A 25,731-nucleotide genomic window follows, 5' to 3' on the forward strand; every position below is an offset into this window, starting at 1 on the left:
GTCTGGTCACCAGCAGCGATAACCGTGTCGCGGTCGGTGGCTGCCTGAGTAAGTGCATCGTCCAAAGCCGTGGTGGCATTTGTAATGTCTTCGTTGGCGCTACTTGGTGTGTCGATTAGCTTCTGAAGCTTATCCTTCGCAGTCTCGACATCTGGTTCCAAACTGTATGGTGCGGTCTTGCCCAGCTTGGTCTTGGCGTCGTCGATTGTCTTCTTGGCCTTGTCGATTGCACCTTGAAGCTTGTCAGCTGCCGCCTTGATTTCAGCAGTGGTGCCTTTATCGTCAGCGGCGTTGGTCTTAGCCTGGTCGTAATCCTTGATGGCCTGGGCCACAGCTGGGTTCTTGGCCAGGTCGGTGGTCTTAACCCCGTCCTCGGTCTTGTCACCAGCAGCGATGACACCGTTCCGATCAGATTCCGCCTGAATCAGTGCATCACCCAAAGCCGTTGTCGCTGCCGTAATGTCGGCGTTGGTGCTTGCTGGCTCATCAACAAGACTTTGCAGCTTATCCTTCGCCTCCTTCACTGCTGTTTCAAGACTGTATGGTGCAGTTGCGCCATCTGTCAGCAGCTTCTTCGCATCGTCGATAACCTTTGTGGCGTGGTCGATGGCACCCTGGAGCGCAATCCCGGCGTCAATAATTTGCCGAGTTGTACCTTGGTTTGCCGCCGCATTCGTCTTGGCATCGTCGTAATCCTTCAGCGCCTTAACTACGGCTGGATTGTCCTTGATGTCTTCACCAATCTCATTTGTAATCTTGTCACCGTTGTCGATGACCTTCCCCCGCACCTCCTTCGCGTGATCAATAGCGGCACCCAGGTCATTAGTTGCCTGATTAATGTCATCGTTCGTGCTGCTTGGCTTATCAATGAGTTTCTGAAGCTTGTCTTTCGCAGCCTTAACGTCCGGTTCCAGACTGTATGGTGAAGTGCTACCCAATTTGGCATTGGCGTCATGAATGAGCTTCTGGGCATCATCGATTGCACTATTCAACTTGTCAGCGGCGTTCTTAATTGCAGCAGTTGTGCCGTTATCAGCGGCAGCGTTGGTCTTAGCATCGTCGTAATCCTTGATGGCTTGGGCCACAGCTGGGTTATTCGCCAGATTGGTGGTCTTAACTCCGTCCTCGGTCTGGTCACCAGCAGCAATTACACCGTTCCGCTCGGTTTCTGCCTTAGTAAGTGCATCACCCAGCGCCGTGGTCGCCGCCGTAATGTCAGCGTTCGTGCTGATTGGGTCATCAATCAGCTTCTGCAGCTTGTCCTTTGCGCCCTTTACTGCAGGTTCAAGGCTGTATGGTGCAGTCTCGCCCATCTTGGTCTTGGCGTCGTCGATAGTCTTCTTGGCGTTATCGATTGCACCTTGAAGCTTGTCAGCCGCTGCCTTGATTTCAGCAGTGGTGCCCTTATCAGCAGCAGCGTTAGTCTTAGCATCGTCGTAATCCTTGATGGCCTGAGCCACGGCTGGGTTCTTCGCCAGGTCGGTAGTCTTAACCCCGTCCTCGGTCTGATTACCAGTAGCGATAACACCGTTCCGCTCGGTTTCTGCCTTAGTACGTGCATCACCAAGAACCGTGGTCGCCGCCGTAATGTCAGCATTCGTGCTGGTTGGGGTATCGATTAACTTCTGAAGCTTATCCTTCGCGGTCTTAACATCGGGTTCCAAACTGTATGGTGCGGTCTTGCCCATCTTGGTCTTGGCGTCATCGAGAGTCTTCTTGGCCTTATCAATTGCGCCTTGAAGTTTGTCGGCCGCCGCCTTGATTTCAGCAGTGGTGCCCTTATCATCAGCAGCGTTGGTTTTAGCATCGTCGTAATCCTTGATGGCCTGAGCCACGTCTGGGTTCTTCGCCAAGTCAGTAGTCTTAACTCCGTCCTCGGTCTGGTCACCAGCAGCGATGACATCATTCCGGTCACTTGCCGCTTGAGTAAGTGCGTCACCCAAAGCCTTTGTCGCTGCGGTAATGTCGGCGTTGGTGCTTGTTGGTTCATCAACAAGATTTTGCAGCTTATCCTTCGCGTCCTTCACTGCTGTTTCAAGACTGTATGGTGTGGTTGCGCCATCTACGAGTAACTTCTTGGCGTTATCAATAACACTTGTAGCGTTGTCGATGGCACTCTGGAGGGCCAGACCAGCTGTTGCAACGGAACGAGTCGTGCCGTTATCAGCAGCGGCGTTAGTCTTGGCGTCTTCGTAATCTTGAACTGCTTTAACAACGGCTGGGTTGTCCTTAATAGCAGAGTCAATATTGTCTGCGATGGTGTCCACACTGGTTTCAACCTTATCACGCAGGTTCTTAGCCGCCGTGAGCGCATCACCTAGTGCCGTTGTTAACTCTTCGATATCCTTGTTGGTACTCTCTGGATTATCAAGCAGAGTTACCAAATTATTCTTCGCCAGCTCTACTGCTGGTTCGTGACTGTATGGCGCAGTTGCCTTCTGATCAATCAAATTCTTCGCGTCGTCAATCGTCTTCTTGGCGTTATCAATTTCGCCTTTAAGCTTGTCGGCCGCCGCCTGAATTTCGGCAGTTGTGCCTTTGTCATCATCAGCGTTGGTCTTCGATGTTTCGTAATCCTTAATAGCTTGGGCCACAGCTGGGTTCTTCGCTAATTCATCGTCCTTAACTCCGTCCTCAATCTGGTCACCAGCAGTGATGACACCATCACGGTCGGTTGCCGCCTGCGTTAGCGCATCACCCAGAGCCGTGGTAGCCGCCGTAATGTCAGCGTTCGTGCTGGTTGGAGTATCGATTAGCTTCTTAAGCTTGTCCTTTGCGTCCTCTACTGTGGTTTCAAGGCTGTATGGTGCAGTCTTGCCCATCTTGGTCTTGGCGTCATCAATCGTCTTCTTGGCGTTATCGATAGCACCTTGAAGCTTGTCGGCCGCCTCCTTAATCTTGGCGGTCGTACCTTCGTCAGCCGATGCGTTAGTCTTCGCCTTCTCGTAGTCATTTACAGCCTGCACTACCGCTGGATTCTTCGCGAAGTCGGTGTCCTTAATTGAACCTTCAATGGCATCACCATCTCCGATTACCTGCGTCCGCTCAGTTTCCGCCTGTTTCATCGCAGTATCCAGTGCGGTCGTATCTGCCGTGAGATCCTCAGTCTTACTTGCTGGATTGTCAACGAGCGCCTGAAGCTTATCCTTCGCAGCCTTAACATCAGGTTCCAAACTGTATGGTGAGGTGCTACCCAATTTAGAGTTTGCATCGTCTTTGGCATTTTTGGCGGCATTGATTGCGGTCTTCAGCTTGTCAGCAGCCTTCTCAATTTCTGCAGTTGGAACTTTATCCTCACCCGCGTCGGTTTTCGCGTTCTCGTAGTCACTTACTGCCTGTGCTACCGCTGGGTTCTTCGCCAAATCGGTGTCCTTAATTGAATCCTTAAGTCCGTCACCTGTGGCAATGACTTTGTCACGAGCGGTTTTGGCGTCTTCCTTGGCCTTGTTCAGTGCCGTGGCGGCCGTCGTAATTGCATCCGGTGTGCTGCCTTCATCCGCCACCGCTTGGTCCAAAGCAGTCTTGGCGTCAATCACACCTTGTTCATTGCTGTAAGGCTTGGTTCCCACCGAGTTCGCGTTCGTGACCGCGGTAATGGTGTTCTTCAGTTTGTCGAGTGCATTCTGAATGTCCTGAGTGGTACCATTGTCAGCCTCCGCTGTCTTCTCAACGTCATCGAGATCGGCCACAGCCTTAGCCACAACTGGGTTCTTCGCCAGTTCCGGTGTGAGGCCGGTAACCACGGTTTGACCCTCTTTGATGACCCCATCACGGTTGGTCTTAGCTGTAGTCCACGCATTAGTCAGGTCCGTAGTTGCCTTAGCGAGATCATCCGGAGTGCTCCCTTCATCCGCCACCGCTTGGTCCAAAGCAGTCTTGGCGTCAATCACACCTTCTTCCTTGCTGTAAGGCTTGGTTCCCACCGAGTTCGCGTTCGTGACCGCGGTAATGGTGTTCTTCAGTTTGTCGAGTGCATTCTGAATGTCCTGAGTGGTACCATTGTCAGCCTCCGCTGTCTTCTCAACGTCATCGAGGTCGGTCACAGCCTTAGCCACAACTGGGTTCTTCGCCAATTCCGGTGTGAGGCCGTTGACCACGGTTTGACCCTCTTTGATGACTCCATCACGGTTGGTCTTAGCCGTAGTCCACGCATTATTCAGGTCCGTAGTTGCCTTAGCGAGATCATCCGGGGTGCTGCCGTCATCCGCCACCGCTTGGTCCAAAGCAGTCTTGGCATCAATCACACCCTGTTCCTTGCTGTAAGGCTTGGTTCCCACCGAGTTTGCGTTCGTGACTGCCGTAATAGTTTTTTTCAGCTTGTCGAGTGCATTCTGAATGTCCTGAGTGGTACCATTGTCAGCCTCCGCTGTCTTCTCAGCGTTACCGAGGTCGGTTACAGCCTTAGCCACAACTGGGTTCTTCGCCAATTCCGGTGTGAGGCCGTCAACAACCGTTTTGCCCGCATCGATGACTCCATCACGGTTGGTCTTAGCCGTAGTCCACGCATTAGTCAGGTCCGTAGTTGCCTTATCTAAATCATCACTGGTGCTTGCTGGATTGTCGACCAGAGCCTGCAGCTTTTCCTTGGCTGTCTTAACGTCAGTTTCGAGACTGTACGGCTTGGTGCTTGCTAGGGCGGTGCGAGCCTTTTTTAACGTGTCAGTCGCATTAGTGATTGCGGCCTGCAGGGCATTGCCTGCGTCCTCAATCTGCTGAGTCGTACCCGTATCATTTTCCGCATTGTCCTTAGCTTCGTTGTACTTAGCCAATGCCTCGGCAACTGCTGGGTTGTCCTCAATGTCAGCGGTCACCTTCGCCACAATACCGTCACCTGTGGCAATGACGTTATCACGAGCGGTCTTAGCCTTAGCGACGGCATTTGTCAGGTCCGCAGTTGCTTTCTCAATGTCCGCATCCTTGGCATCAGGATTATCCACTACAGCTTTCAATGCCGTCTTCGCGTCATCGACTTCTTTTTCCTTGTCGTATGGCGAAGTGTCCACGTTGCCCGCAGTGTTCCGGGTAGCCTGGTTAATGGCCGTAGTGATGGCCGTTGCAGCATCAATCACGTCTTGTGTCGTCTTGCTAGCGTTACCAGCCTTGGCCACAACGTCGCGGTAATTAGCCACGGCGGTCTTCACGCCGTCATCGTCCTTGTACGCAGACTTCTCGGCGTCATCCGCCGCTTTGTTCCCGTCGTCGATGGCATTCTGACGCTCCGTCTGGGCCGTTTGTAGGTCATTTTGCAACTGGTCCAGCTTGCTCTTCATTTTTGCGTTCGTAACGTCGGAGCGGTCGCTTGCACTTGGGTCGTTTGCCCGATCCATGTCGGCCTTCAAATCGGCCGAACGTGCAGCCAATGTACCAGTTGCTGGTGCCACCACTTCGTTAGCAACCGAACCAGCATCGAAATTACTCAGCTCATTATCAATCTTGTTACGCTCTTCAGCGGCCGTTGTTGTTGCTTTTTCCAGCGCCTCTTCTGCCGTAGCAATCGTTGCCGGGTCACCCGAAGCAACCGCATTGTCCAGGTCGGTTAGGGCCTTGCTGACGCCTAGTTCGTTGTTGTACTTGGACGCCGCGTCGATATCCTTCAGCCGTTTGAGGGCGTCTGCGATGAGCGCAGTACTCCCCGTGCCGGCCGTCGCGTCATCCACCGCCTGCTGGTAGCCTGTGATGGCTGCTGCCACCTCAGCCGGTACTGCACCCCTGCCTTGGATGGTTTTAATCGTGTTGCTCCCATCGGCCGTCACAGTATCGCGCTTAGTCTTAGCAGTGCCCAGGTCAGTACTAATCGTGCCAGTCGCCGTCTTGATTGCGTCCGTTGTCGCCGCCCCGTGGTCCTTCGCAGCGGCGTTGTCCGCGTTAGCAATCAGCACGGTCAATTTCGCGTTTTCTTCACCAAGTGTGCCACCACCGACGGGTTCGTTTTGGTAAGCCAAAATCCCGTCAACAGCGTTGTTTGCGGCTGATTTGGCATCCTCACGTGCCTTTGTCGCACTTGCTGTTACCCCGGTCAAGCTCGTTGTTGCCGCAGTAATTGCATCATTAGTAGCCGTCTTGTCGTTCAGCACCGTCGTCAGCGCGGTAATTGCGGTGGCCACGTCAGTTTCGTTGTCGACACCCGCCTTCTTAGCAGCGGCTTCAGCGTTCAAAGCGGCTTCAACCACGGTGATCTTGTCAGCTGCAGTCTTCTCGTCAGCGGTGCTAATGTGGTCCGTATTTTCTGTCGACAGACTGTTTGCGGCTTTCTTGGTGGCGCCATACATATCAATGGCATCCTGCAATATCGGGTCAATGGCTGCACCCGTTGCCTTTATCGCCTCAATCTTGTCTTTCGCACTGTTCTGAACTGTTTGACGTTCATTTATGGCACTCGTCAGGGCTGTGGTCAAAGCCTTTGTCAAGTCGGTTAACTCAGCCAGGCCAATTTCCTTACCGGCAAAGCCATTCATCTGATCAATCACGGAAATTATTTGGGGTTCATTCAAGTATGTGTCTGCAGCTTTAAGGGCATCGGAATTGGCGGTAACGGCATTTGTTACGTCCGTCAATGCTTTATTAACTGCTGCATTGGCATCATCAATGGTTTGAGTTGTTATCTGGTCGTCAGTTAGAGCGTTTGCGATGTCAGTCTTGAGTGTTGTAGCGGAAGTTCTCAATTCCGTGAAATCCCAGGTATCGGTCTTGGGACTGTAAAAATTCGTTAGGTTACTACCATTAACCACAGTCTTACCGGCTATTAAATCCTGGCCGGCCTGCACTACCTGTTTTCGTTTATCGCTCTCCTTCAGCACATCGTCCTGCAATTGTTTTGCAAATGCTTTGAGCTGGTCAAGAGTAGTCGTCGCGTCACCGAGCATGGTGGCGTAGTCCGTCATGTCCTGCGTGTAGAGCGGCTCATTGTTGACTGGAATAACAGTTTTCTCAGCAATTTTGCCACCATCAGTTGCAGCTTTGATAATTTCGGCGATATTGCCGGTTGCCGTCACGATGGCATTGAGGTCCTCGTTGGACTTAGTCACCTCGGCGGTCAGCTTGCCGTTATCCTTGTTGGCAGCATCCAAAGTAGTGTGAGCACCATCTTTAAATGTCTTCAGCAACGTAGAGTCAGCAACATCTGCGCCCTGCTTTGCCAGTGTCTCCTCAGTCGTCTTGATATCAGCAGCCGCTTTGTCCCGGGCGGTCTGGGCAGCATTAACCGCGCCCTGCAAATCTTCCGTGGCCTTCTGGATGTTATCCGTGGTGGCCTGGTCGTGCAATGGTGAAGTTTTATCCGCCACCGCATCCGCCAGTTTCTTCAGGTTGGCCTTTGCCTGCGCTAGGCTGTTGGCACCATCGTTCTTTAAATTAAATTCACCAGACTGGCCGCCAGTATATGGTTCGTTAACCAGGCCAGCAGGAATATCGAAATTGATTGCTGCTTTGACAACTTCTGGATCAACATTCTGCTCGTAATTGATGTGGATAACCGAGTCCGTGCTTGTAGGCTCTGGCACCTTGTACCCCTTGCTTTCATCGGCTTCATCAATTTGTTTAATGTCGATTGGTGTAGAACCCTCATCTGTCGTTTCATCGGCAGTAATGTGGTAACCATCCTTATAGGCAATCGTGAAGTCTGCGGGCGCGCTAACCGTCGCGTCTATACTCTGTACATCGTAAGGGGTTTTTGTTGGTTCACCACCATCTACCGTTACCTCGTAGTGACCGGCTTCCTTGTAAACCATGGTGACCGCAGTAGTCTTATTAGTCTCATCAAGTTGACCCTTGAGCTCAGCATGATTCGTGAGCTCAGGGTGATCCTTAACTTCAACAAACGTGTAACCCGGAATTTCAGCATTCTGAACCGTGTAATCGACAGCGGCGCCGGATTCACCAGCAATCTGGTAAGTAACCCGTGGTTCGTACGGTTTACCCGAAGCATCCTTAATTTCGTTACCATTCTCGTCCAGGTAAGTGACGTTGACGTAGAATTCAGGCGTGTAAACCAGCTTGTCCAGTCTGAAGGTAATCATGTCAGACTGGGCCCCCGTTGAAGCTGAGGCGAACAGGCTCAGATATTGCTGATCTTTAATCCAGTCACTAATATTTTTGGTCCAAGTTTGGCCAGCAAAGCTAACAGTCATTTCCTTCTTGGCAGCGTCGTAATCGATTGTTAATGGCTCTTGGGCACCAATTGCATCCTTCACCTCAAGTGGATTTGCCTTACTGGATGCATCCGCTGTGTCCTGGTACACCTGCTGAGCCGTGTTATCGTCGGTATACATGAACGCGCCAAAAGCATTCCCGCTGCCGGAAACGACGTCTGAAAATTCGGCAGGGTCAACACCATAAGAAGGTAGCAAATCATTGCTAGCGTTATAGTGCGTGTCCAGCTTAAATCCAAAAGCGTTGGCGATACCACCAATACCCATGGCCCCACCAGCCTCACCCTTTTGCCTAAGGGATTCACCGCCATACAGACCAATACCCAGCCCGTCACCACCAGTACCACCCTCAGTACCCAATGTGACAGTTGCTTCGAGATGAAAGTTCTGGCTAACGTCGATTCGGTTCGCCATCATGATGTTACCATCTGAACCAATAGGGGAACCCATCTCATCAGTTTTTCCCAGGTTCACCATTTTGGCTGTCCCAACATTAGTATCATCCCAACTAGCATCACGATTCTTCACAAACAGGTTTTGCGCCATATCCGCAGTAATAGTGGACACAACTGGCCCGTCCGTCTTGTCATCACTCGTGGCATCAGCCGTCTTGTAGGTCACCGCCGCTTTTGGTGCCGCCGCAAGCGCCTTTGCCCGAGAATCGGTGCTGGTTTCCGTGTAGGTAACGGTCAGGGTGCTGTCATCGTCGGTCGCGTGGACGTTGGTGGCCGCAATCTTAGTTGTGGTTGTCATGCCGAGCACGTTCGGCGTACTGAGCGCATCGAACTGTGCGTGGCCCGTAGCCACCCACTCTGAATCCGCGCTCGAACGGGTAAACTGCACCTGCTGAACTACTGGACTGGCCACGGTCTTGCCGTTTTCATCCACAAAGTTGATGGTACGCTTAACGGCCTTCGTGTTAAGCGCATCATCAGTGGTGGTCTTGTCTGCTGCCGGTGCGGCATCCGCAGCTTCCGCAGCTTCCGCGGTGTCAGCCGCAGCCGCATCAGTGGCCGTCGCGGCAGCGTCATCCTTAGTCGCGGCCGCCGTGCTCGTACTTTCGGTTTTAGCCGTATCAGCGGAATTACTCAGCTTAACGGTTTGCTGCTGCAGCTCCGCGTTGGCCGGATCAGTGGTTTCCTGTGCTTGCGTGTCGCCATCATCAGTCGCCGCGCTGACGTGGGTCTGGGTGGCCAAACCAGTGCCAACCATCACCGAAAAAATAGCGGCAAACAACCACTGTTTACCAGCCTTGTACATCTTGTAGTGTTCTTTGCTTTCTCGTTGAACCTTGTGACTAGAATTGTTTTTGGCCATATCGGTCACCCTCCCAAAATTATATAACGAATTAGCAACTTATAATTATTGATATAAGCAAATAAAATAATGAAACTCCCTGATACAATCACGAGCATACAAACTAATGCCAGGTCTTGGTTAAATAATAAAGCTCAAGAAAGCGCGATATATCGCAAATTTGGCAAACTAATTTTAGAATTTATGAATCCATTACATAACACGCATACTGTTTATAATATATTTTGTATATAACTAGGGTGCTTGTAGTCAGCAAGTCTGTTATCGCCGGCAGCCTCACCGACACCAATTTTTTTCCGCAAAAAACGGCACAAAAAAACACCAATCATGCTCCATACAGCACAATTGGTGTTCACAAGTAAACTACATATTTACATTTATAAACAAGGAGTACTCTGCACCTGGCCAATCAGACTCTTTGCGCAGCCTTTTCCTCCAGGTACACGATTTCGGTCTCGGTAACAAAGCCCGCCTGTTGGTACACGTGCCGGGCTACGGCATTACCCGCCTCGACGCCGAGTCGCATCGTTTTCTGCTCGCCGCGGGCCAAGTCGGCCATGATGGCACGCACCAGCATCTTGCTGTAGCCACGCCCACGCTCCGCCGCCGTCACGAGCAGTCCGTAAAAATAGTACACGTCGGCGACATCAACAGAGCTGGTGCCGAGAATCGTCCCCGCGGTGTTCACCAGGACGTACTGGCGAATGTTGGGATCGGCAAGGCTCGCCTCAAGGTACCGCCGAGCTTCAGCAGTGTCGGTGTCATCAAACCCCGTCACCTTCTCACCCACCAGCACGGGCAGGTCGCCAGCCGTCATCTGGCGCAACTGAAACCCGTCCGGTAACTTGTAGTCCGCGTTTGTGTCACCGGGACAACTGAGCTGGAACTCGGTGCCCTCCTCCTCAACTAACCGCGTTCGGTGCAAAAACTCCGGCTGCGCATCCAGAAACGCCCGCTCGGTCACAAACTCCACGCGTCCGTAATTGAAGCGTGCCAGCTCCGTGCGCACGGCCGCAATTAACTTGGTTGCGATTCCCTGCCGTCGATATTCTGGGTCCACCACGACGCTGAGCTCCGCGGCCTCGCTGGCATCCCCATCGGCGTAGTTCATCAGGAACCCGACCAGCCGCCCGTCCACCGTGGCCATGAAGAACGTCGCCATCGCCTTTTCGGTGTTGAGCTGGTTACTCAGGTAAATCTGCTTGTACGTGTGGTCAACCGCGTGAACCCGATCCTGCAGTTGTAGCGCGGCCGTTTTTTGTTCTGGCGTTAATGTCGTTGTACTGGTAATTTGCAATTTAATGCCTCCATCAGGAAATCTTGGTTAATTTAGATTCAAAATCCTATTGCAATCCGGGACCATAGCAAACTAATTTGTCCGCAGCCTGAACGTATTGGCCTACAGCTAACTTATGACGGCAACTTCTTAAGCAGCGCCCACAGCTGCTTGCGCTCCGCCGGGGTCAACGGCGCCAGCAACGTGTCGGAGCTGTGCTGCTCGTATGCGTGCAGCTGCGGGTAAATCGCGAGTCCGCGCTCAGCTGGATACACCCGCCGCAACCGTTTATCATCGGCGTCATCCTCTAAGCGCAGGAACCCCTCGGCCACCAGCTTCTTCACCGTCCGAAACGCGGTCGTGCGGTCAATCTGCACCGCGTCCGCTAACTCACCCAAGAACATCCCCGGTTGCTCACAAGTGCGAATCACGTAAATGAACGCGTTGTTGCCGAGGCCCAAGTCGCGAAATTGCGCGTTACTGTCAATCTGGATGGTGCGCGTGATGGCACCAATTTTACGGATAATGTCAAACATGTGCGTCGCCCTAACCGGCACTGCCGGCCCTTTCCCGTCCAGTTTACCATCGCCGCATAAAAAAGTCATTGCATTTGCAATTGTGTGGGTGTAACCTAAGCGTCAATATCTAATTGCATTTGCAATAACTTCAAAACTAAGGAGCACCATCATGATTGCCTTTCTCACATTCCTCCTCGTTATGTCCTTCACCCCTGGACCCAACACCATCATGGCAATGGTTTCCGGGCAACAACGCGGTTTCACCCGCAGCATTATCCTGAACATCGGGATGGCCTGCGGAATGCTGGTGCTGGGTGCAGTCGCCGCGGTCTTCGCACAGTGGCTGCAGCAAAGCCCAATATTTATCACGGTCATGAAAGTCATCGGTAGTACATACCTGCTCTACCTCGCCTACCACGTCGCAACGAGCACGCCGGATGATTCCAGCAGCCAAACTGGTGGCTTCTGGACTGGGGTGCTGCTCCAGCTGACGAACGTCAAAGTTTACCTGTACTTCATCACCGGCTTGGGTGCCTTCAACCTGCCGGGCTTCTGGACAATTCTCCCCGTGCGCCTCGCACTCATGGTCGTGATTGGCAGTATCGGGACCTTCGCGTGGACGGCGGCCGGCCAATTAATCAACGGGTTCTACCACCGCCACTTCCGCGCGGTCAACCTGGCCGTGGGCGCACTGCTAGTGTTCTCGGCGGTGGATCTGTGGCGCTAAAGTGCGATGGAGATACTAGAGGTACACCAGACATGTGAGTAAATGTAATGGCTAATACGGCTCTGAAGCCTAGTGTTGCCGACAAGTTTGGCGCCTATCCTTTTAGTATGACCCGCAGCGCAACATTTATTGAACAAACACCCGCAACATGAATGCTGCGGGCGCAATGGGCACTTATCCATACTGGTTAACCAAACTGCTAAATGATTATGATTAAATGCCACAGCCATAATTTCACTAGATATAGTCCTTCAACAATTGATACAACAACTCAATTTCGTAATCTTGAACCTTGATGTTAAACCGTTTCTCCGCCGGAATGAATATCCCCTCAGACAGGTCGAAGAAGCCTTTCTCTTTCTTGGTTAGGATATTCCTATCGATTGTCGTAACTGAGCCGCTACGACTGGTAAGCATTCGCTCAATCATTAGGGACAAATGCATGTAAAGGTTCAGTTTCAGCCGTGACTCAAACTTAACACCATAAAAATCCTCATAGTGTGCAACCACGTTCTGGCTTTCCTTGATTACCACGTCTGGGTTCAAGATTTGTAACCGGTCACGAATACCTTCAATTGATAGCAACCTAACTAATGCATCAATCAGTGCACTAATTGATTCTCTATTTTCGCCCGCGTTCAACAAAATATTGGTCATTTTCTGCGCATAGACTTTATCAAAGATGTTATACGCATTGATAATATCAACGCCGGAATCCAGTCCAACTGCTTCAACATCAGTAGTTGTCAAAATCAACTGAGTGTTCGAGAAAAATTTTCGATTATGATTTTCCAACATGACGTACAGTTTTTTGTAGTCAAGAGTGATGACTTCAATTGATGGTGTTAACGTCATGTCTATTACCCGTTTAAATTCCCGCGACAACCCCACACCGGACATACATGACACAATAATGTTCTTCTTGTTTGACAGTCCCTCATAATATTGAGCATTAGTGGCTAACCCATATTCCTCACAGGCGTTTGCAATTGACAAAAACTCATCACCGCGCTGAACGCGTAGGCCCACGTCTAGAGCCATCGCCGTATTAACGTTATTGACAACAACTAGCTCGCGGTCGGAAACTCCCTTAATGCGCGAAAACATCTGACTTAAAGAACCCATATCAAATAACACAATCGTGCCTTTCGCAGAGGCACCCTGCTTCTCCAAATAGCTCTGTACATACATATTAATGGTGTCCAGCGATACATCAATCGGCATGTCAAATGCTTCAAACAAGTAATTACCACAAAGAGTGTTCACCACTGCCTGAATGCTCGTTGCCGTTGACTGGCCATGCGTGATTATGAGTGAGTTGTACTGAACCGACTCGATTTTATCAACGTAAGCACTCATCATAACGAAGAATGTCAGCCAGTAGTACTCACTATCTTCATGCTTTAGGCTAATACTGCTAAGAAACTGGCTGAACAAATAGCTACTGCGCGGATACCGTGACTTTGTCTGCTGATAAAAAGAATGCTTATCATCTACTCGCATACCGTTGTCAGCACAAACATCTGCGAAAACCATGCACAGAGCAACGGTCCGCCAATAATCGTTATTATCTGTTAGCTTAACTCCATATGGCTCAGTAATTGTGTGCTGAGCGGCCTGCATTAGGAGCCTTGCTGTAGTGTTTAACAGTGACTCGCTGGCAACAGTATCAATTAATCCTAACGCCTTAGTCACCAAGAATCCCTGCTCGGTAACGTTCTCCCCACGCTCAAGCGAATCAACTATTTTTTCAATCAAAGTATCCACAGTTGCGCTTAAGTTAAGCATGTTAGTGATTAAATCTTTAATTCTGCTCTGCAGTGGCTGCTCATTTGTGGTAACCAGTACGTTGTCTTCACTTAGGTCACCAACCACAAGGGGACCTTCACCCACAGACTGCGCATATGATTGTGCACACAATAGCTGAATGTGATTGCCTAAAGCCTTAAGATTATTTGCATCGTCATAGTCAGCGAGCTCTCGTATACAGCTTGGCGAGATGGAGATGGAACGGTCAAGTTGATCCGATTGTTCCTGAAAATACTCAGCAATATACGCAAGCCGTTCGTTCAAAGGTAAATCCAAATATGCTCGGAGACTGATGTTGACAATGGCACTCTTCCACCAATCTTTGACGTGATTAAAAATGTCTGCTGTGGCGGAATAAATAAAGCGCACATTTTCATTATCCAGTCGACTACTAAGGTAAATAAACTGTCTCAGGTCTCGATCAGGTACCTCCTGCAGGTTTTCAACATATAAACACACCGTTCGTTCATTGTTGCTGGCATTTACGGGTGACAGCTTTTTTTGTACTTCTCGAACTAGATCAGCTAATGAATCCTTAAAATCAGCACAATCTACACTCTCAAAAATAGCCTCATCAGAAATCACACCACGTCGGACTGACTCCTTGAAAATAGCCTGTGCAAACGGGTACTTACCAATGCCAGACGGACCGGTCAAAAAGATTGGTAACCCGCCATTTGGAAAGACAATTGCCTCAATTGCTCGTTGAATGCAAACCCGCAGACTACCCTTAGCCCCGATTAAATTATCAAATGCAGTTTTCTCGCGGTTAACCTCCCAGTACACAGGTCGACTGCCAATTTTATTAAGCTTACCCTGCCTTTCGAGCTGCGAAAGATAACTGCTGGTGACACCACGCGTTAGCCCAACCGCGTCTGCAATTTGCATAGTAGTAACACGCTCAGATGGGAATTGTCGGGAAACAGTTGCAAAAATTCTATCGATAGCCTTCATTTTGGAGCCTCCTTAAGCACTAACCCTAATAATTAATCACAACAAAAGCGTGACCTTTGACGTTATTGTGATTAACATAGTCATTGTAATCGTTAACAATTACTTTTGCTAGTAACACCGAACTAAATTAATTGCTTCAGAGGAAGGCAACGTGACGTACCGTACGCTATAACTTCGAACAGCGCTAAAGGCCATCGCATTTCCACTTACGAATGCAAATTTTAGAAGGACTGAGTCAAATGAAATACTTACTTCTCGTGAGCCACGGTAATTATTCAACCGGGCTGAAACAAACACTGGAAATGTTCGCCGGCACGGAAACCATGGAGTCCGTAATTGCCGTTGGGCTTATGCCTGGTGAATCAGCCTCACATTTAGGTACACGTTTTTCAAAAACACTAGCTACACTTCCCGCTGACGCACAATTTGTAATTCTGGCGGACATCATCGGAGGTAGCCCGTTAACCACGGTATATAACACATTGCATGAGTTCAACAGAGCTAATGAGGTGCTAATACTCGGAGGGATGAACTTCTCCATGGCATTAACCGTAGCGCTAGCCAAAGACAACCTTAGTAACGAGGAACTAAAGGCAAAAGCTAAGGCAGAGGCAATCGCCGCAATCAAAGAGCTTCAAACTGATTTACCCGTCACAATTGATGAAGATATTTAGGAGGGATAATAGATGTCAATTTCTTTTGTACGTATCGATGATCGCATGATCCACGGCCTAATTACCGTTCGTTGGGGCAAGGAATACCCTTGCGATGGAATTATTGCCATTAATGACAAAGCCGCTAGCAACCCTATTCTATCTGAAGCCTACAAAGCAGCATCAGATAAAAAGACCTTCGTCTGGACGTTAGCCCACTTTGAGCAAGTTAAGGACCGCGTACTGAACTCATCAACGAAGTACTTCTTGATTACTAAGAACCCGCAAGACATGAAGAAAATCCTCGTTGATATGCAGTTTAAGCCAAGCGATGTGAAGACGGTCATTGTTGGCCCTGGTAACGATCGTGATAATGCTATTAAGCTCGGCGACAACCAGTCATTTACTCAGGAAGAGGGAGATTCTTTCGAGGCAATAGAAAAGGCTGGTTACCAAGTGGAGTTTGCCCTCTTGCCTGACCAACGAATTGGCAACTGGAGTAAGTTCAAGTCACGCTTTGGCTATTAGCAAGGAATTCTGAAAGGAAAGGTAATTACAATGACAATTAGTTGGCTTCAAGCAGCCCTATTGGGACTGTTCGCCTGCTTGTGCTCCAACTCATGTATGGCTGGTCAAGCAGTCGGTAACTACACCATCGGGCGTCCATTAGTCGGTGGCTTAATCTGTGGTATTATCCTCGGCAATATTCAGTTAGGTATCGCTTGTGGTGTTGCCATGCAACTGGTTTACATCGCTCTGGTTACACCAGGTGGTACCGTATCAGCCGATGTTCGCGCTATTTCTTACATTGGTATTCCTCTGGCCATGGTGGCCATTTCCTCACAGGGCCTCAACCCTCTGGGCGGTAGCGCAGCGGACTTAGCAAAGTCCGTTGGTACACTTGTTGGCACGGTTGGGACGGTTCTCTACTACGCTGTTGCAACCATGAACCTTGTTTGGCAATCATTCGGTTGGAAAGACGTCAAGAACGGTAAGCTCGACAAATTGACCGCCGTCAACTTCGGCTGGCCTTGGATTTCACACCTGCTATTTTCCTTAATTCCCACCATGCTGCTTACCTACTACGGTGCAACTGCCGTTACCGCACTTCGCACCGCACTGCCAATGGATGGCATCGCGATGAAGACCCTGTTCACTGTCGGCGGCATGCTACCATGTGTCGGGATTGCAATCTTGCTTCGGCAAATTGTTGGTCACGCGGCTGACTTCATTCCGTTCTTCGTTGGCTTCACACTTGCTGCTTCAATGCACCTAAACCTGGTATCCATCACCGTTATTTCCCTGATGTTCGCAGTTCTTATCTACGAAATTGAAATGGCTAAGGGTGGTTCAAATGGTACTGGTAGTGCAACACCAACTAGCAGTCCAAGCAATAATGATTATGGCGAGGAGGACATCTAACCATGCAAACTGTTAACAATACACACCAACTGGATCACAAAACGCTGACCAAGGCATTCCACCGTTGGTTCTGGGGTGCACTTACCTGCTTCTCGCAGGAACACATGCAGACCTTTGGCTACATGGCCTCAATGCTGCCAATTCTGCGCAAGCTTTACCCTAAACACGATGACCAAGTTAAAGCCATCCAAGCTTACACCGCATTCTTCAACACCAACCCGATGCTGGGAACTGTGATTGTCGGGATTACTGCAAGTATGGAACAAGCCCGTGCCAACGGTCAGGAAATCGACGGCGAAACCATTAACGACATGCGTGCCGGCCTCATGGGCCCCATCGCCGGTATCGGGGACTCACTGATTGATGGTACGTTAATCCCTATCCTGTTGGGGATTGCGTTGGGCATGTCCAGTGGTGGTTCGCCACTGGGTGCCATCTTCTACATTGTCGCTTGGGTGCTGATTGCATACTTTGGTCAACGGTTCCTGTTCTTCCGCGGCTACAAGTTCGGTGATCAGGCGGTTAGCTTCTTGGTCGGCCAACAAGGTGCTGCTGTCCGTCACGCTGTCGGAATCGTTGGTAGCATGGTCGTCGGTGGTGTGCTTGCCTCTTGGGTTAACGTCACTACCTCACTGAAGCTGCGTGGTACCGATGGCAAGGTCTTCCTCAACCTTCAGGACAAGCTGGACAGCATCTACCCTGGTATTCTAACCGTTGCTATCACCCTATTCTGCTGGTGGTTAATGACCAAGAAGCATGTCTCCGCTATTTGGACAATGCTGATTCTGGTTGTTGTTGCTCTCGTAGGTGTTCTCCTCGGCGTGTTCAACCCAGGACTGTCCTACTAAGACGAAATCTATGGAAGGAGCAAAATAGATGACTATTGATGAACTAACTAAGGGGTACAAAGAAGAAGTAGCTTACCAAAAGCACATGTTGAAGAACCTGGGATACTGGTTCCAACTATGCACCATCATTAGTGGTATCGGTATCGTCTTAATCTACTTCTTCCATAAACAAAATCTGTGGCTCAATATCATTGGCATTGTACTACTGATTATTGGCGCACTCGGCATGCTCATGTTTGGCTACTCGGGATGGAAAGGCCAACAAAACGTCCGTGCAGTTGTTGACGACTACAGTCAAAAAATTAATCACTTTAAAGATTCAACCCGAAAGGTGATCAATAACCAATAAATCACAGAAGTATAGCTACCAATAGTAAAAAATACCAAGTTTAAAAAGAAAGCTCGTCCCACTGCACAATAAGTGGTGACGAGCTTTCTTGATATCAGAAAAGCTGTTAAATATTCACTAAATTGCTTTATGTGGGAGGGAACACGCGACATGGCAAAACATCCTAGCGTAATTTTACAAATCCACTTATCTCCTTCTGTCTATTTAGAAATAATTACTCTACCACCACTAAACTATGGACAATTAACATTTGAAGATATCGACTTGTGGCGAAATACAGAAGAAGTAATAGTCTACGTAAATGGCAGCTTCAAGATGAACTGGCAAGTCGGTCAGATAACCCCACGGTCCTTAAACTGCCTAAAAGCTCTAGACGTTGAATCCTTAGCTGCATCAAATGCCCGCTCAGTTCTCAATGACTCTGAAAGCGCCAAAGCTGTCTACATCATGGACCTATCGGGTAACCCGGTATCAAATACAGGTTACAGCCACGTTTATGTGCCTGATTTTGGGCTAAGTACAAATCGTTATACTAGCTATTCAGACTTATTGTCCCTGATTCGCTATCGAGAAAATCAATTACTGAAGGAACAACGCGACAGATTACCCAGTCCGGCAGGTGAGGCTGTTCGCAATGTTCGTGCGGATTTGAACTACTCTCAAAATGAACTTGCAACCGCCTCGGGACTTACAAAGTCAGTTGTAGCTAAAATTGAACAAGACAGAAATGTCAGTATCAACACGTTGCAAAAAATTGCAAAAGCAACTAATCGCCTTCTAACGATAGATTTCGAGTAGAGCTCCAGATAAACAGAAGCCAAATCAGTTAGACTGAACGCTTGAACAAGAGGCCATTCACTCGTCCCTGAATCAAGGGTTACACCAAAAATAGGCAGCAAGATTCCGCTTGGAAAATTGCCGCCTATTTTTATTGTCCTATTACGCACTAAAGCATGTCGAAAAGATACTCCTACATCACAACTTCTATAATTGCCAGTTGGGGAATGCCGATTCTCTATCCATATGGTTAACTCTTATTCTATCAATTGAGATAACAGCTGGACCGGCTAAAACATTAACCAATCAAGTTTAGTCATCCAGCACCACCACGTGCTTCCCCACAAACTTCCCGGATTCCAGGTTGGCCTGGGCCGCGCCCACCTGATCTAGACCGTGGTAAACCTTGGCGATAGGCACGATGAGCTTCTTGGCCGCGGCCGCTGCGAGCACTTGGTCAAAGACCTGCGCGGGCAAATCCTTAGCCTCGCCGGCGTAACTCGTGAACAGCTTGCCACTTGGAATCATGAACGGTGAAAAATGCTCAATCTCCCAGCCACCGCCGAGACCACCAGTGAAGCAGACCCGGCCGTCAGCCTTAACCGCCGCGAACGTATCCATCAGCGCGGTCGTACCAACAAGTTCCAGCGCCTTGTCCACGCCCGCTGGCAAAAAGGCGTGCACCTGGTCCGCGATGTCGCCGTCGTCGATCAGGACCTTCTCGGCACCAAGTTCCTCCATCCGTTCCACCTTGCCCTGACTGCGCGTCGTGGCGATGACCTTCGCGCCGAGCATTTTGCCCAACGCAATTGCCATCAGCCCCACGGTCGAGGAGCCGCCGCGAATCAGCAGCGTTTCGCCCGGCTGCAAATCTAGCCCGCGGTGCAGTGAGCCGTAGCTGGTTTGCAGCATCTCTGGCAGTGCGCCAACTGTCTCCCAGCCAAGGTCAGTCGTGAGGGGAATCATCGCCGTGTGCGGTGCCAAGCAGAACTCGGCGTATGAGCCGTCGATTGCCCGGCCGAGGCCGCCCATCATCATCGCGACCTTTTGCCCAACCTTAAATGGTGAATCTGGGGCCGCCTGCGTGATGAAGCCGACGCCCTCAATGCCGAGAATGCGTGGGTACTGGAAATCGGCGTCGGACTCACCCTTGCGACTGGTAACTTCTGATTCGTTCACGCCGAACGCCTTCACCTGAACCACATCATAACCAGGTTTGGCCACAGGTGTTGCTACCGTCACTGGTTTAAGTTCCGCAGCTGTAACTGGTTTGGTCAATTGAATTGCTTGCATGTTAGTTGTTCCTCCTATTTAAATCCTTTGTTTGTGATTCTGAGGGGGTGAAATAATCAACACGCGTGCCGCGCCCCTAATCGCTGAGGCCATACTCGAGCCAGCCGTACTTGGTCGCCCCGTTGTCGACCAGCGCGTCGCTGGAGTTGAGCTGCCACAGTTTCTCCTCAGTTCGGAGCTTGTGGTCCAGACAGTACGCCTGGAGTGCCTTGAGCCCGCGGTCAATGCCCGCCGCCGTGTTTTCAGCCCACACGCGCACATAACGGCCGGCCGGCTTTTCAATCAGCGGCATGTAATTATCGCTGGCCGAATTATCCGTGGCTTTGAGGATGCGAAAAGATGCGTCCATGTAGCCGCCCGGATTGGTCACCGGCAAATCGGTCAGAAAACCGGAAGCCGAATTATCCATCAGCGCCAGTGCATCGAGCTCCCGGTAAAACTCGGCAAACAACTGGGCCACTTCCTTTTCGGTACAGTCGACTGCCTTGCGTGAGCACCAGAACGTGGCCGCATCCAGCAGCGCAATCTCGGGTTGGTACAGGGCCGGCGCATCTGCAATCTTCGCATTATCCAGCCCCCGCGTAATGACGTCCTGGACCCGCTCTAGTTGCTTGATCTGCTTGGCGATTTTGGCCTGTGCATCCCGCAGCACCGGCTCCGCACGTTCATCCCCAGCCTGAATCGCCTTAATCTGCTCGATGGACAACCCAATGTTGCGCAGTGCCAGTATCGTCAGCAATTCATACAGCTGGTTGTAATTGTAAAACCGGTAACCGGCGTCGTTCTTCCGGGCCGGCGAGAAGACCCCCTGCTCGTCGTAGAAAATCAGGGTGCGGCGGGTCGTGCTGGCAAGTGCGGCCATTTCACTAATTTTAAGCATATACTGTCCTTTGCATTGACTGTCACGTGACGTTATAGTTTATAGTTAGTTTAACACAGGTACGGCGAAGGTTCTGTCCTCGCCGCGCCCACCACCGCGCCAATAGTTGTTGTTCTTTCACCCGCAACAACATCAGTGTAAACTGTCACGCAACGTCACAGTCAAGCCCAGATGCAAAATCCTGAACCACGTGACGCCCGCGCTTATAAGGAAGGATTCATTATGACCACAATTCAAGACGAAATATTCAAACACCTGTTGCCAAACGCCAAAAAGCTGGCCGACTTTGGCTTCATCAATACTGACGGTGCATGGCACTACAAGGCCGAACTCGCCCCCGGGTTCGAGCTCACCGTGACCATCAAGGGGGACACCATCACGTCGCCGGTCATTGACACCGACTCCGGCCACCCGTACGTCCTGCATCTGGACCCCGCCAACTCCGGTCTGTTCGTTGGCCAGATTCGCGGTGCCTACATCGCGGTGCTGACCGCCATCGCCAAGGACTGCTGCGACCCGACTATGTTCACGACTGGCCAAATGGAAGCGGTCATCGCCGCGGTCGCCGATGAGTTCGACGAGCACCCCGAATTCCTGTGGGCCAAGTTCCCGAACAACGCCATCATCCGCCGCGCCGACAACCGCAAGTGGTACGCGCTGCTGGTCAAGGTCACCGAGGACAAGGTCGGCCTGCCCGACAAGGATCCCGTGGACGTACTCGTGGTGCGCGCGGACCCCGCGACCATCGCCGACCAGCTCCACTCCGGCGCCGCCCTGCCCGCCTACCACATGAACAAGCAGCACTGGCTGTCTTACCGGCTGAACAACGGTACGGACCTCAAGTGGCTGATGGCCCGCGTTGGGGAGAGCCGGGAGCTGGCGAAGTAACCTGGCGCGAACAAGGTGCTTGCTGCTTCATCGACGCACTGCAAATCCGGTTCACCCACATACGCAAAAAATACCGCTGTGACACGGAACTCGCGTCACAGCGGTGTTTTTTGGACAAATCCGAACCTAGGCCATGCTTGCCTTGGCAGCTGCCAGCACATCCAGCACGTCCGCGCTGTGGACGAACGCCTTGTCCGCAGCGGCGGTGTCATGTTCCCCAATCATCTTGACAAAGCGCGTGTACTCCGCAACCATCCGGTGGTCGTGTTTGTTCAGGCGCTGAACCTGCTGCTCGCCCCCGCGTGGTGCAACCGTGAACTGGTGCAGTTCGTTCGTGGGCCCGTCAATGACAATCGTTCCGTCTTCACCCTCAATGGTGCTGCGAACGGGTGCCCCAGCATCCTTGGCCGCGATGCAGACCGCCTGCATGTGCGGGTAAGTCAAAGTCAAGATGCCCGACGTGTCGACCCCACGCTGAATGTTCGGCAGGTAATTGACCGCATCCGGCGTGCCGAACAGGCCAACCACCAGGTGAATGTTGTAAATGTTGAGGTCCATCAGCGCCCCGCCGCCCTTAGCTGGGTCGAATGCCGGCAGCACCGTCCCCGCGCGAAAGGCGTCGTAACGGGAGGAGTACTGCGAGTAGTTGAATTCGGCAATGCGCGTGGTTCCAATCGTGCTCAGTGCCGCCTGAATGCCGGCGAAGTTTTCGAGGTACTGGTTGGTGATGGCTTCAACCAGAATCAAGCCGCGGGCGTCGGCCAAGGCCTTGAGTTCCTCCGCCTCCGCCCTGGTTGGTACGAACGGTTTTTCACAAATGACATTCTTGCCCGCAATGAGGGCCTGCTTGCTGACGACAAAGTGCAGCGAATTCGGAACGGCCACGTACACGGTGTCCACTTCAGAATCGTCAATGGCTAGCTTGCTGTCGGTATACGTCTTCTTGATGCCGTATTTGTCCTGCAGTCCCGCCAAGGTTGCCGCATCGCTGGGCACCCCCGCAATTGCGGTCAACGTCAAATCGGGAATTTGGTCCGCAATGGTCAAGAAGTCCTGCACAATTTTACCAGCACCAATAATCGCTAATTTCATAATATTACCCTCCATCTATGCCTAGTTCGTTTCAACAGCTTCACTATAACAAGGCAAATTGCGGGCGTCCGTCAAAATCCGCATCGTGGACAAGCTGTTCAAGCAAATGTTCAAGGCTAGAGTTATAATTAAACAAAATGTTCAGGGAGGCACCGATTACAATGTTAATTACCGAAAAGCTGGAGGCCGCCGTCGATTTTACCCCCGTCGACAGCACCATTGCGAACGTGATTCTGGCAGACCCGCACCAAGTTACTGGTCTGACCGTTCAAGAACTCGCCAGCAAAGCCAACTGCTCACACTCAGCGGTGGTGCGCCTGTGCAAAAAACTGGGTTACACCGGTTACCGCGACTTCACGCTCACCCTGTTGCGCGAGATAAGTGCGGCCACCGAGTCGGATGCGGACGTCAATTTTCCGTTCGGTGCCCACGACACCCTGCGCGATGCCGCCGAGAAACTGGCCACCCTTGGCCAGGCCAGCATCGCTGCGGCCCAGCAACACCTCGACATGCCAATCCTAGTGCGCGCCGTCCAGACGCTAATCCACGCCCACCGGATTTTCCTATACGGTCACGGCGATTCGAGCCTCGCCGTGCAGAGTTTTGCCAACAAGCTCAACAAGATTGACATTTACCCGGTACTTGCTGATTTGCTCGGTGAAAGCAACTGGAACTCAACCAACGCAACGGAAGCGGACTGCGCGCTGCTCGTCAGTTACCGCGGGCAGAGCCACAGTCACCTGCAGGTCATGCGTTACCTCAAGCAGAGACACGTGCCCACCATCCTCATCACCGGACGCCCGCAGTCGTCAATGGCCAAGCTGGCCACAGCTTGCCTGGAGGTGCCGGGCGACGAGTACGACTTTATGAAAATGGGGACGATTGCCTCCCAGTCCGCCATCGATTACCTGCTGACGGTGCTCTTCGCCGGCATCTATTCACACAATTATGACGACAACCTCTCCGGCCTCAAGCAACGCCAGGCCAGCCTGACAAACGGGCTGCTGGCGGAAGACGGTGTCACCAAGCCACACCCATAGACAGCAAAACACCCGAACCAGCACACATTTGCAGTGCTGGTTCGGGTGTTTTTGGTGGGGCGGATAAAACGTAGCCGGTGAACTCACGCATCCGCCCCTACTCAGATACGCTAACCAATTAGTCCTGCCAGTCGTTCAGCAACTTCATGTCGTCATCGGAAATCACGAAGCCGTCAACATCCGCATTGTTTTGCGCGTGTTCCAGATGTGACGCCTTGGGCAGTGGCAGCACGCCATTTTGCAGGCAGAAGCGAATTGCGAGCTGGGCGGTTGTGACCTGGTACTTCGCAGCGACCGCGGCAATCTTCTTGTTGCCAAGAAGACGACCCGTGGCCAGTGGTGAGTAGGCCTCAACGAGCAGGCCGGACTCCTTGGCAAACTTGGTCACGTCGGGTTCGGTGTTGCCGATGAAGTAGCGAATCTGATCGACCATCGGCTTAACCTTGGCTGTTGCGAAAACATTTTGCATCTCGTGCACCCCAAAGTTGGAAATACCGATTGCCTTGGCCTTGCCGGACGCATAGATTTCCTCCATCGCCCGCCAGACTTCGCGGTTTTCCTTGTCGTAATTCGCGCCAATCTCGGTCCATGGCCATGGTGCGTGGACAAGGTACAAGTCGACATAGTCCAGGCCAAGTTCCTTAATGCTGGAGTCGAAATCCTTGAGCGCACCGTCGTAGCTCTTCGTTGCGCCGGGCAACTTGGTGGTCACGAAGATGTCTTTGCGGTCGATGCCGGACTTCTTGATGGCCAGCCCAACCTCGTGCTCATTGTGGTACGCCTTGGCCGTGTCAATGTGTCGGTAACCCGCCTTCAGCGCATCCGCAACCGCCCGCTCAGCGATGCTCGCGGGTACCTGCCACGTCCCAAAGCCAATCTGCGGAATCTTGACGCCATTGCTTAACGTGTATGTTTCTTCTAGTTTTGTCATGGAAACAGTCCTCCCATACCTAGTCTGTTGCAAGCGGCGCGCACGCAAACACGGCCGTGTGCATCCGCCGTTAACTAACAATAGTATAGTCCACAAAACTAAAACCAAACATTCCTCGCCGTATTTTTCGGCTACCCAGATTCGACAAGCCAGGGCCAATCGACGCGTACTCTGGCGAACCGCTCACCGCGCCAGCTGCTTGACCGCCGCCGCCAACCACTCCACGTACGCGGTCTCCCGGCGAATGGCGTGGTCCAACACTAGGTAATGGCCAAAATTGTCCGCGCGTTGCCCTTCCGGAAACTTCGCTGCCATCTGGGCCTGCAGGTGCGCGCACCGCTCCGTGTGGAATTCTTGCTGCACGGCGAGCATGTGCTGGAGCCGCGGGTCGGCGGGTGATTGAATGAAGTACAGCTTCAGCGCAAACTCATCGCGGCCGCCAATCGTTGGTTCCGTGTCCGCCGCCAGCCAATCATTGAGGGCCGCGGCCCCGGCCGGGGTGACGGCGTAGCGCTTGCGGTTCAACTTTTCGCCAGTCACCTCATCGCTGTGCGTAATCTGCCCGTCCGCTTCTAGGCGCTGGAGCTGCGGGTAGATTTGACTGTGTTGCGCCGACCAGAACTCGCCGATGTCCGAATCGAAGGCCTTGGTCAGCTCGTAACCGGTCCGGGCCTGCTGGTTAAGAAGCCCGAGGATGATGAATTGTAAAATATTCCGCTTTGCCATGCTATTTCTGCTATATAAAATGCGGAAGAATGTCTTTTTGACACCAATAAAGGTTTATATATTTCCTTTCTTGATTTACATTCT

18 protein-coding genes are annotated in these 25,731 nt (G+C 51.5%); 9 read left to right on the top strand and 9 right to left on the bottom strand.

Features of this window, described 5'->3' with window-relative positions:
* The 3 genes from EKN00_RS07075 to EKN00_RS07085 all read right to left on the bottom strand — a co-directional run.
* Nucleotides 1–9,464, bottom strand: a 9,464-nt coding sequence (locus tag EKN00_RS07075; RefSeq protein ID WP_164848063.1) for a lectin-like domain-containing protein, incomplete at its 3' end; no start/stop codon positions are given.
* A 409-nt stretch (nucleotides 9,465–9,873) separates the two neighbouring features.
* A complete protein-coding gene (locus EKN00_RS07080; protein WP_127849436.1) occupies nucleotides 9,874–10,761 on the bottom strand; it encodes a GNAT family N-acetyltransferase in 888 nt (295 codons plus the stop codon).
* A gap of 113 nt (nucleotides 10,762–10,874) precedes the next feature.
* Nucleotides 10,875–11,276 (bottom strand): MarR family winged helix-turn-helix transcriptional regulator, encoded by a 402-nt coding sequence (locus EKN00_RS07085; RefSeq protein WP_127849437.1) that lies wholly within the window; start codon nucleotides 11,274–11,276, stop codon nucleotides 10,875–10,877.
* Nucleotides 11,277–11,427: 151 nt separating this feature from the next.
* Here EKN00_RS07085 and EKN00_RS07090 point away from each other — a divergent pair, with 151 nt between their 5' ends.
* Nucleotides 11,428–11,985, top strand: a complete 558-nt coding sequence (locus EKN00_RS07090) for a LysE family transporter (protein WP_127849438.1) — start codon at nucleotides 11,428–11,430, stop codon at nucleotides 11,983–11,985.
* Nucleotides 11,986–12,222: 237 nt separating this feature from the next.
* Here the strand turns inward: EKN00_RS07090 and EKN00_RS07095 are convergent, their stop codons facing one another.
* Nucleotides 12,223–14,748 (bottom strand): PRD domain-containing protein, encoded by a 2,526-nt coding sequence (locus tag EKN00_RS07095; RefSeq protein WP_127849439.1) that lies wholly within the window; start codon nucleotides 14,746–14,748, stop codon nucleotides 12,223–12,225.
* 239 nt (nucleotides 14,749–14,987) lie between these two features.
* Here EKN00_RS07095 and EKN00_RS07100 point away from each other — a divergent pair, with 239 nt between their 5' ends.
* The 6 genes from EKN00_RS07100 (at nucleotide 14,988) to EKN00_RS07125 (ending at nucleotide 18,818) form a co-directional block, all read left to right on the top strand.
* Complete coding sequence (locus tag EKN00_RS07100; protein ID WP_127849440.1) at nucleotides 14,988–15,422, top strand: PTS sugar transporter subunit IIA; 435 nt, start codon at nucleotides 14,988–14,990, stop codon at nucleotides 15,420–15,422.
* Between the two features lie 12 nt (nucleotides 15,423–15,434).
* Nucleotides 15,435–15,929 (top strand): PTS sugar transporter subunit IIB, encoded by a 495-nt coding sequence (locus EKN00_RS07105; RefSeq protein WP_127849441.1) that lies wholly within the window; start codon nucleotides 15,435–15,437, stop codon nucleotides 15,927–15,929.
* 30 nt (nucleotides 15,930–15,959) lie between these two features.
* A complete protein-coding gene (locus tag EKN00_RS07110) occupies nucleotides 15,960–16,823 on the top strand; it encodes a PTS mannose/fructose/sorbose/N-acetylgalactosamine transporter subunit IIC (protein WP_127849442.1) in 864 nt (287 codons plus the stop codon).
* Nucleotides 16,824–16,825: 2 nt separating this feature from the next.
* On the top strand, nucleotides 16,826–17,671 hold the full coding sequence (locus EKN00_RS07115) for a PTS system mannose/fructose/sorbose family transporter subunit IID (RefSeq protein WP_127849443.1): 846 nt from the start codon (nucleotides 16,826–16,828) through the stop codon (nucleotides 17,669–17,671).
* Between the two features lie 28 nt (nucleotides 17,672–17,699).
* Nucleotides 17,700–18,020, top strand: a complete 321-nt coding sequence (locus tag EKN00_RS07120; protein WP_127849444.1) for a DUF202 domain-containing protein — start codon at nucleotides 17,700–17,702, stop codon at nucleotides 18,018–18,020.
* A gap of 150 nt (nucleotides 18,021–18,170) precedes the next feature.
* A complete protein-coding gene (locus tag EKN00_RS07125; RefSeq protein ID WP_164848064.1) occupies nucleotides 18,171–18,818 on the top strand; it encodes a helix-turn-helix domain-containing protein in 648 nt (215 codons plus the stop codon).
* Between the two features lie 291 nt (nucleotides 18,819–19,109).
* On the opposite strand, the gene EKN00_RS07130 is transcribed toward EKN00_RS07125, so the two are convergent.
* Both EKN00_RS07130 and EKN00_RS07135 read right to left on the bottom strand, forming a co-directional pair.
* Entirely contained in the window at nucleotides 19,110–20,090 is a 981-nt protein-coding gene (locus EKN00_RS07130; RefSeq protein ID WP_127849446.1) for a zinc-binding dehydrogenase, read from the bottom strand.
* A gap of 76 nt (nucleotides 20,091–20,166) precedes the next feature.
* The gene (locus tag EKN00_RS07135; protein ID WP_127849447.1) at nucleotides 20,167–20,970 is read right to left on the bottom strand and encodes a MerR family transcriptional regulator; all 804 of its coding nucleotides are present in this window, start codon (nucleotides 20,968–20,970) and stop codon (nucleotides 20,167–20,169) included.
* A gap of 222 nt (nucleotides 20,971–21,192) precedes the next feature.
* Here EKN00_RS07135 and EKN00_RS07140 point away from each other — a divergent pair, with 222 nt between their 5' ends.
* Nucleotides 21,193–21,858, top strand: coding sequence for an MmcQ/YjbR family DNA-binding protein (locus EKN00_RS07140; protein WP_127849448.1), 666 nt, complete (start codon nucleotides 21,193–21,195; stop codon nucleotides 21,856–21,858).
* A gap of 126 nt (nucleotides 21,859–21,984) precedes the next feature.
* Here the strand turns inward: EKN00_RS07140 and EKN00_RS07145 are convergent, their stop codons facing one another.
* Nucleotides 21,985–22,950, bottom strand: a complete 966-nt coding sequence (locus EKN00_RS07145; RefSeq protein WP_127849449.1) for a Gfo/Idh/MocA family protein — start codon at nucleotides 22,948–22,950, stop codon at nucleotides 21,985–21,987.
* Nucleotides 22,951–23,111: 161 nt separating this feature from the next.
* Here EKN00_RS07145 and EKN00_RS07150 point away from each other — a divergent pair, with 161 nt between their 5' ends.
* A complete protein-coding gene (locus EKN00_RS07150; RefSeq protein ID WP_164848065.1) occupies nucleotides 23,112–23,990 on the top strand; it encodes a MurR/RpiR family transcriptional regulator in 879 nt (292 codons plus the stop codon).
* 118 nt (nucleotides 23,991–24,108) lie between these two features.
* Here the strand turns inward: EKN00_RS07150 and EKN00_RS07155 are convergent, their stop codons facing one another.
* On the bottom strand, nucleotides 24,109–24,921 hold the full coding sequence (locus tag EKN00_RS07155; protein ID WP_127849451.1) for an aldo/keto reductase: 813 nt from the start codon (nucleotides 24,919–24,921) through the stop codon (nucleotides 24,109–24,111).
* Nucleotides 24,922–25,104: 183 nt separating this feature from the next.
* A complete protein-coding gene (locus EKN00_RS07160; RefSeq protein WP_127849452.1) occupies nucleotides 25,105–25,647 on the bottom strand; it encodes a PadR family transcriptional regulator in 543 nt (180 codons plus the stop codon).
* Nucleotides 25,648–25,731 lie beyond the last annotated feature (84 nt).

The sequence above is a fragment of the Lacticaseibacillus hulanensis genome (genome assembly GCF_004010095.1).
Classification (GTDB): Bacteria; Bacillota; Bacilli; order Lactobacillales; family Lactobacillaceae; genus Lacticaseibacillus; species Lacticaseibacillus hulanensis.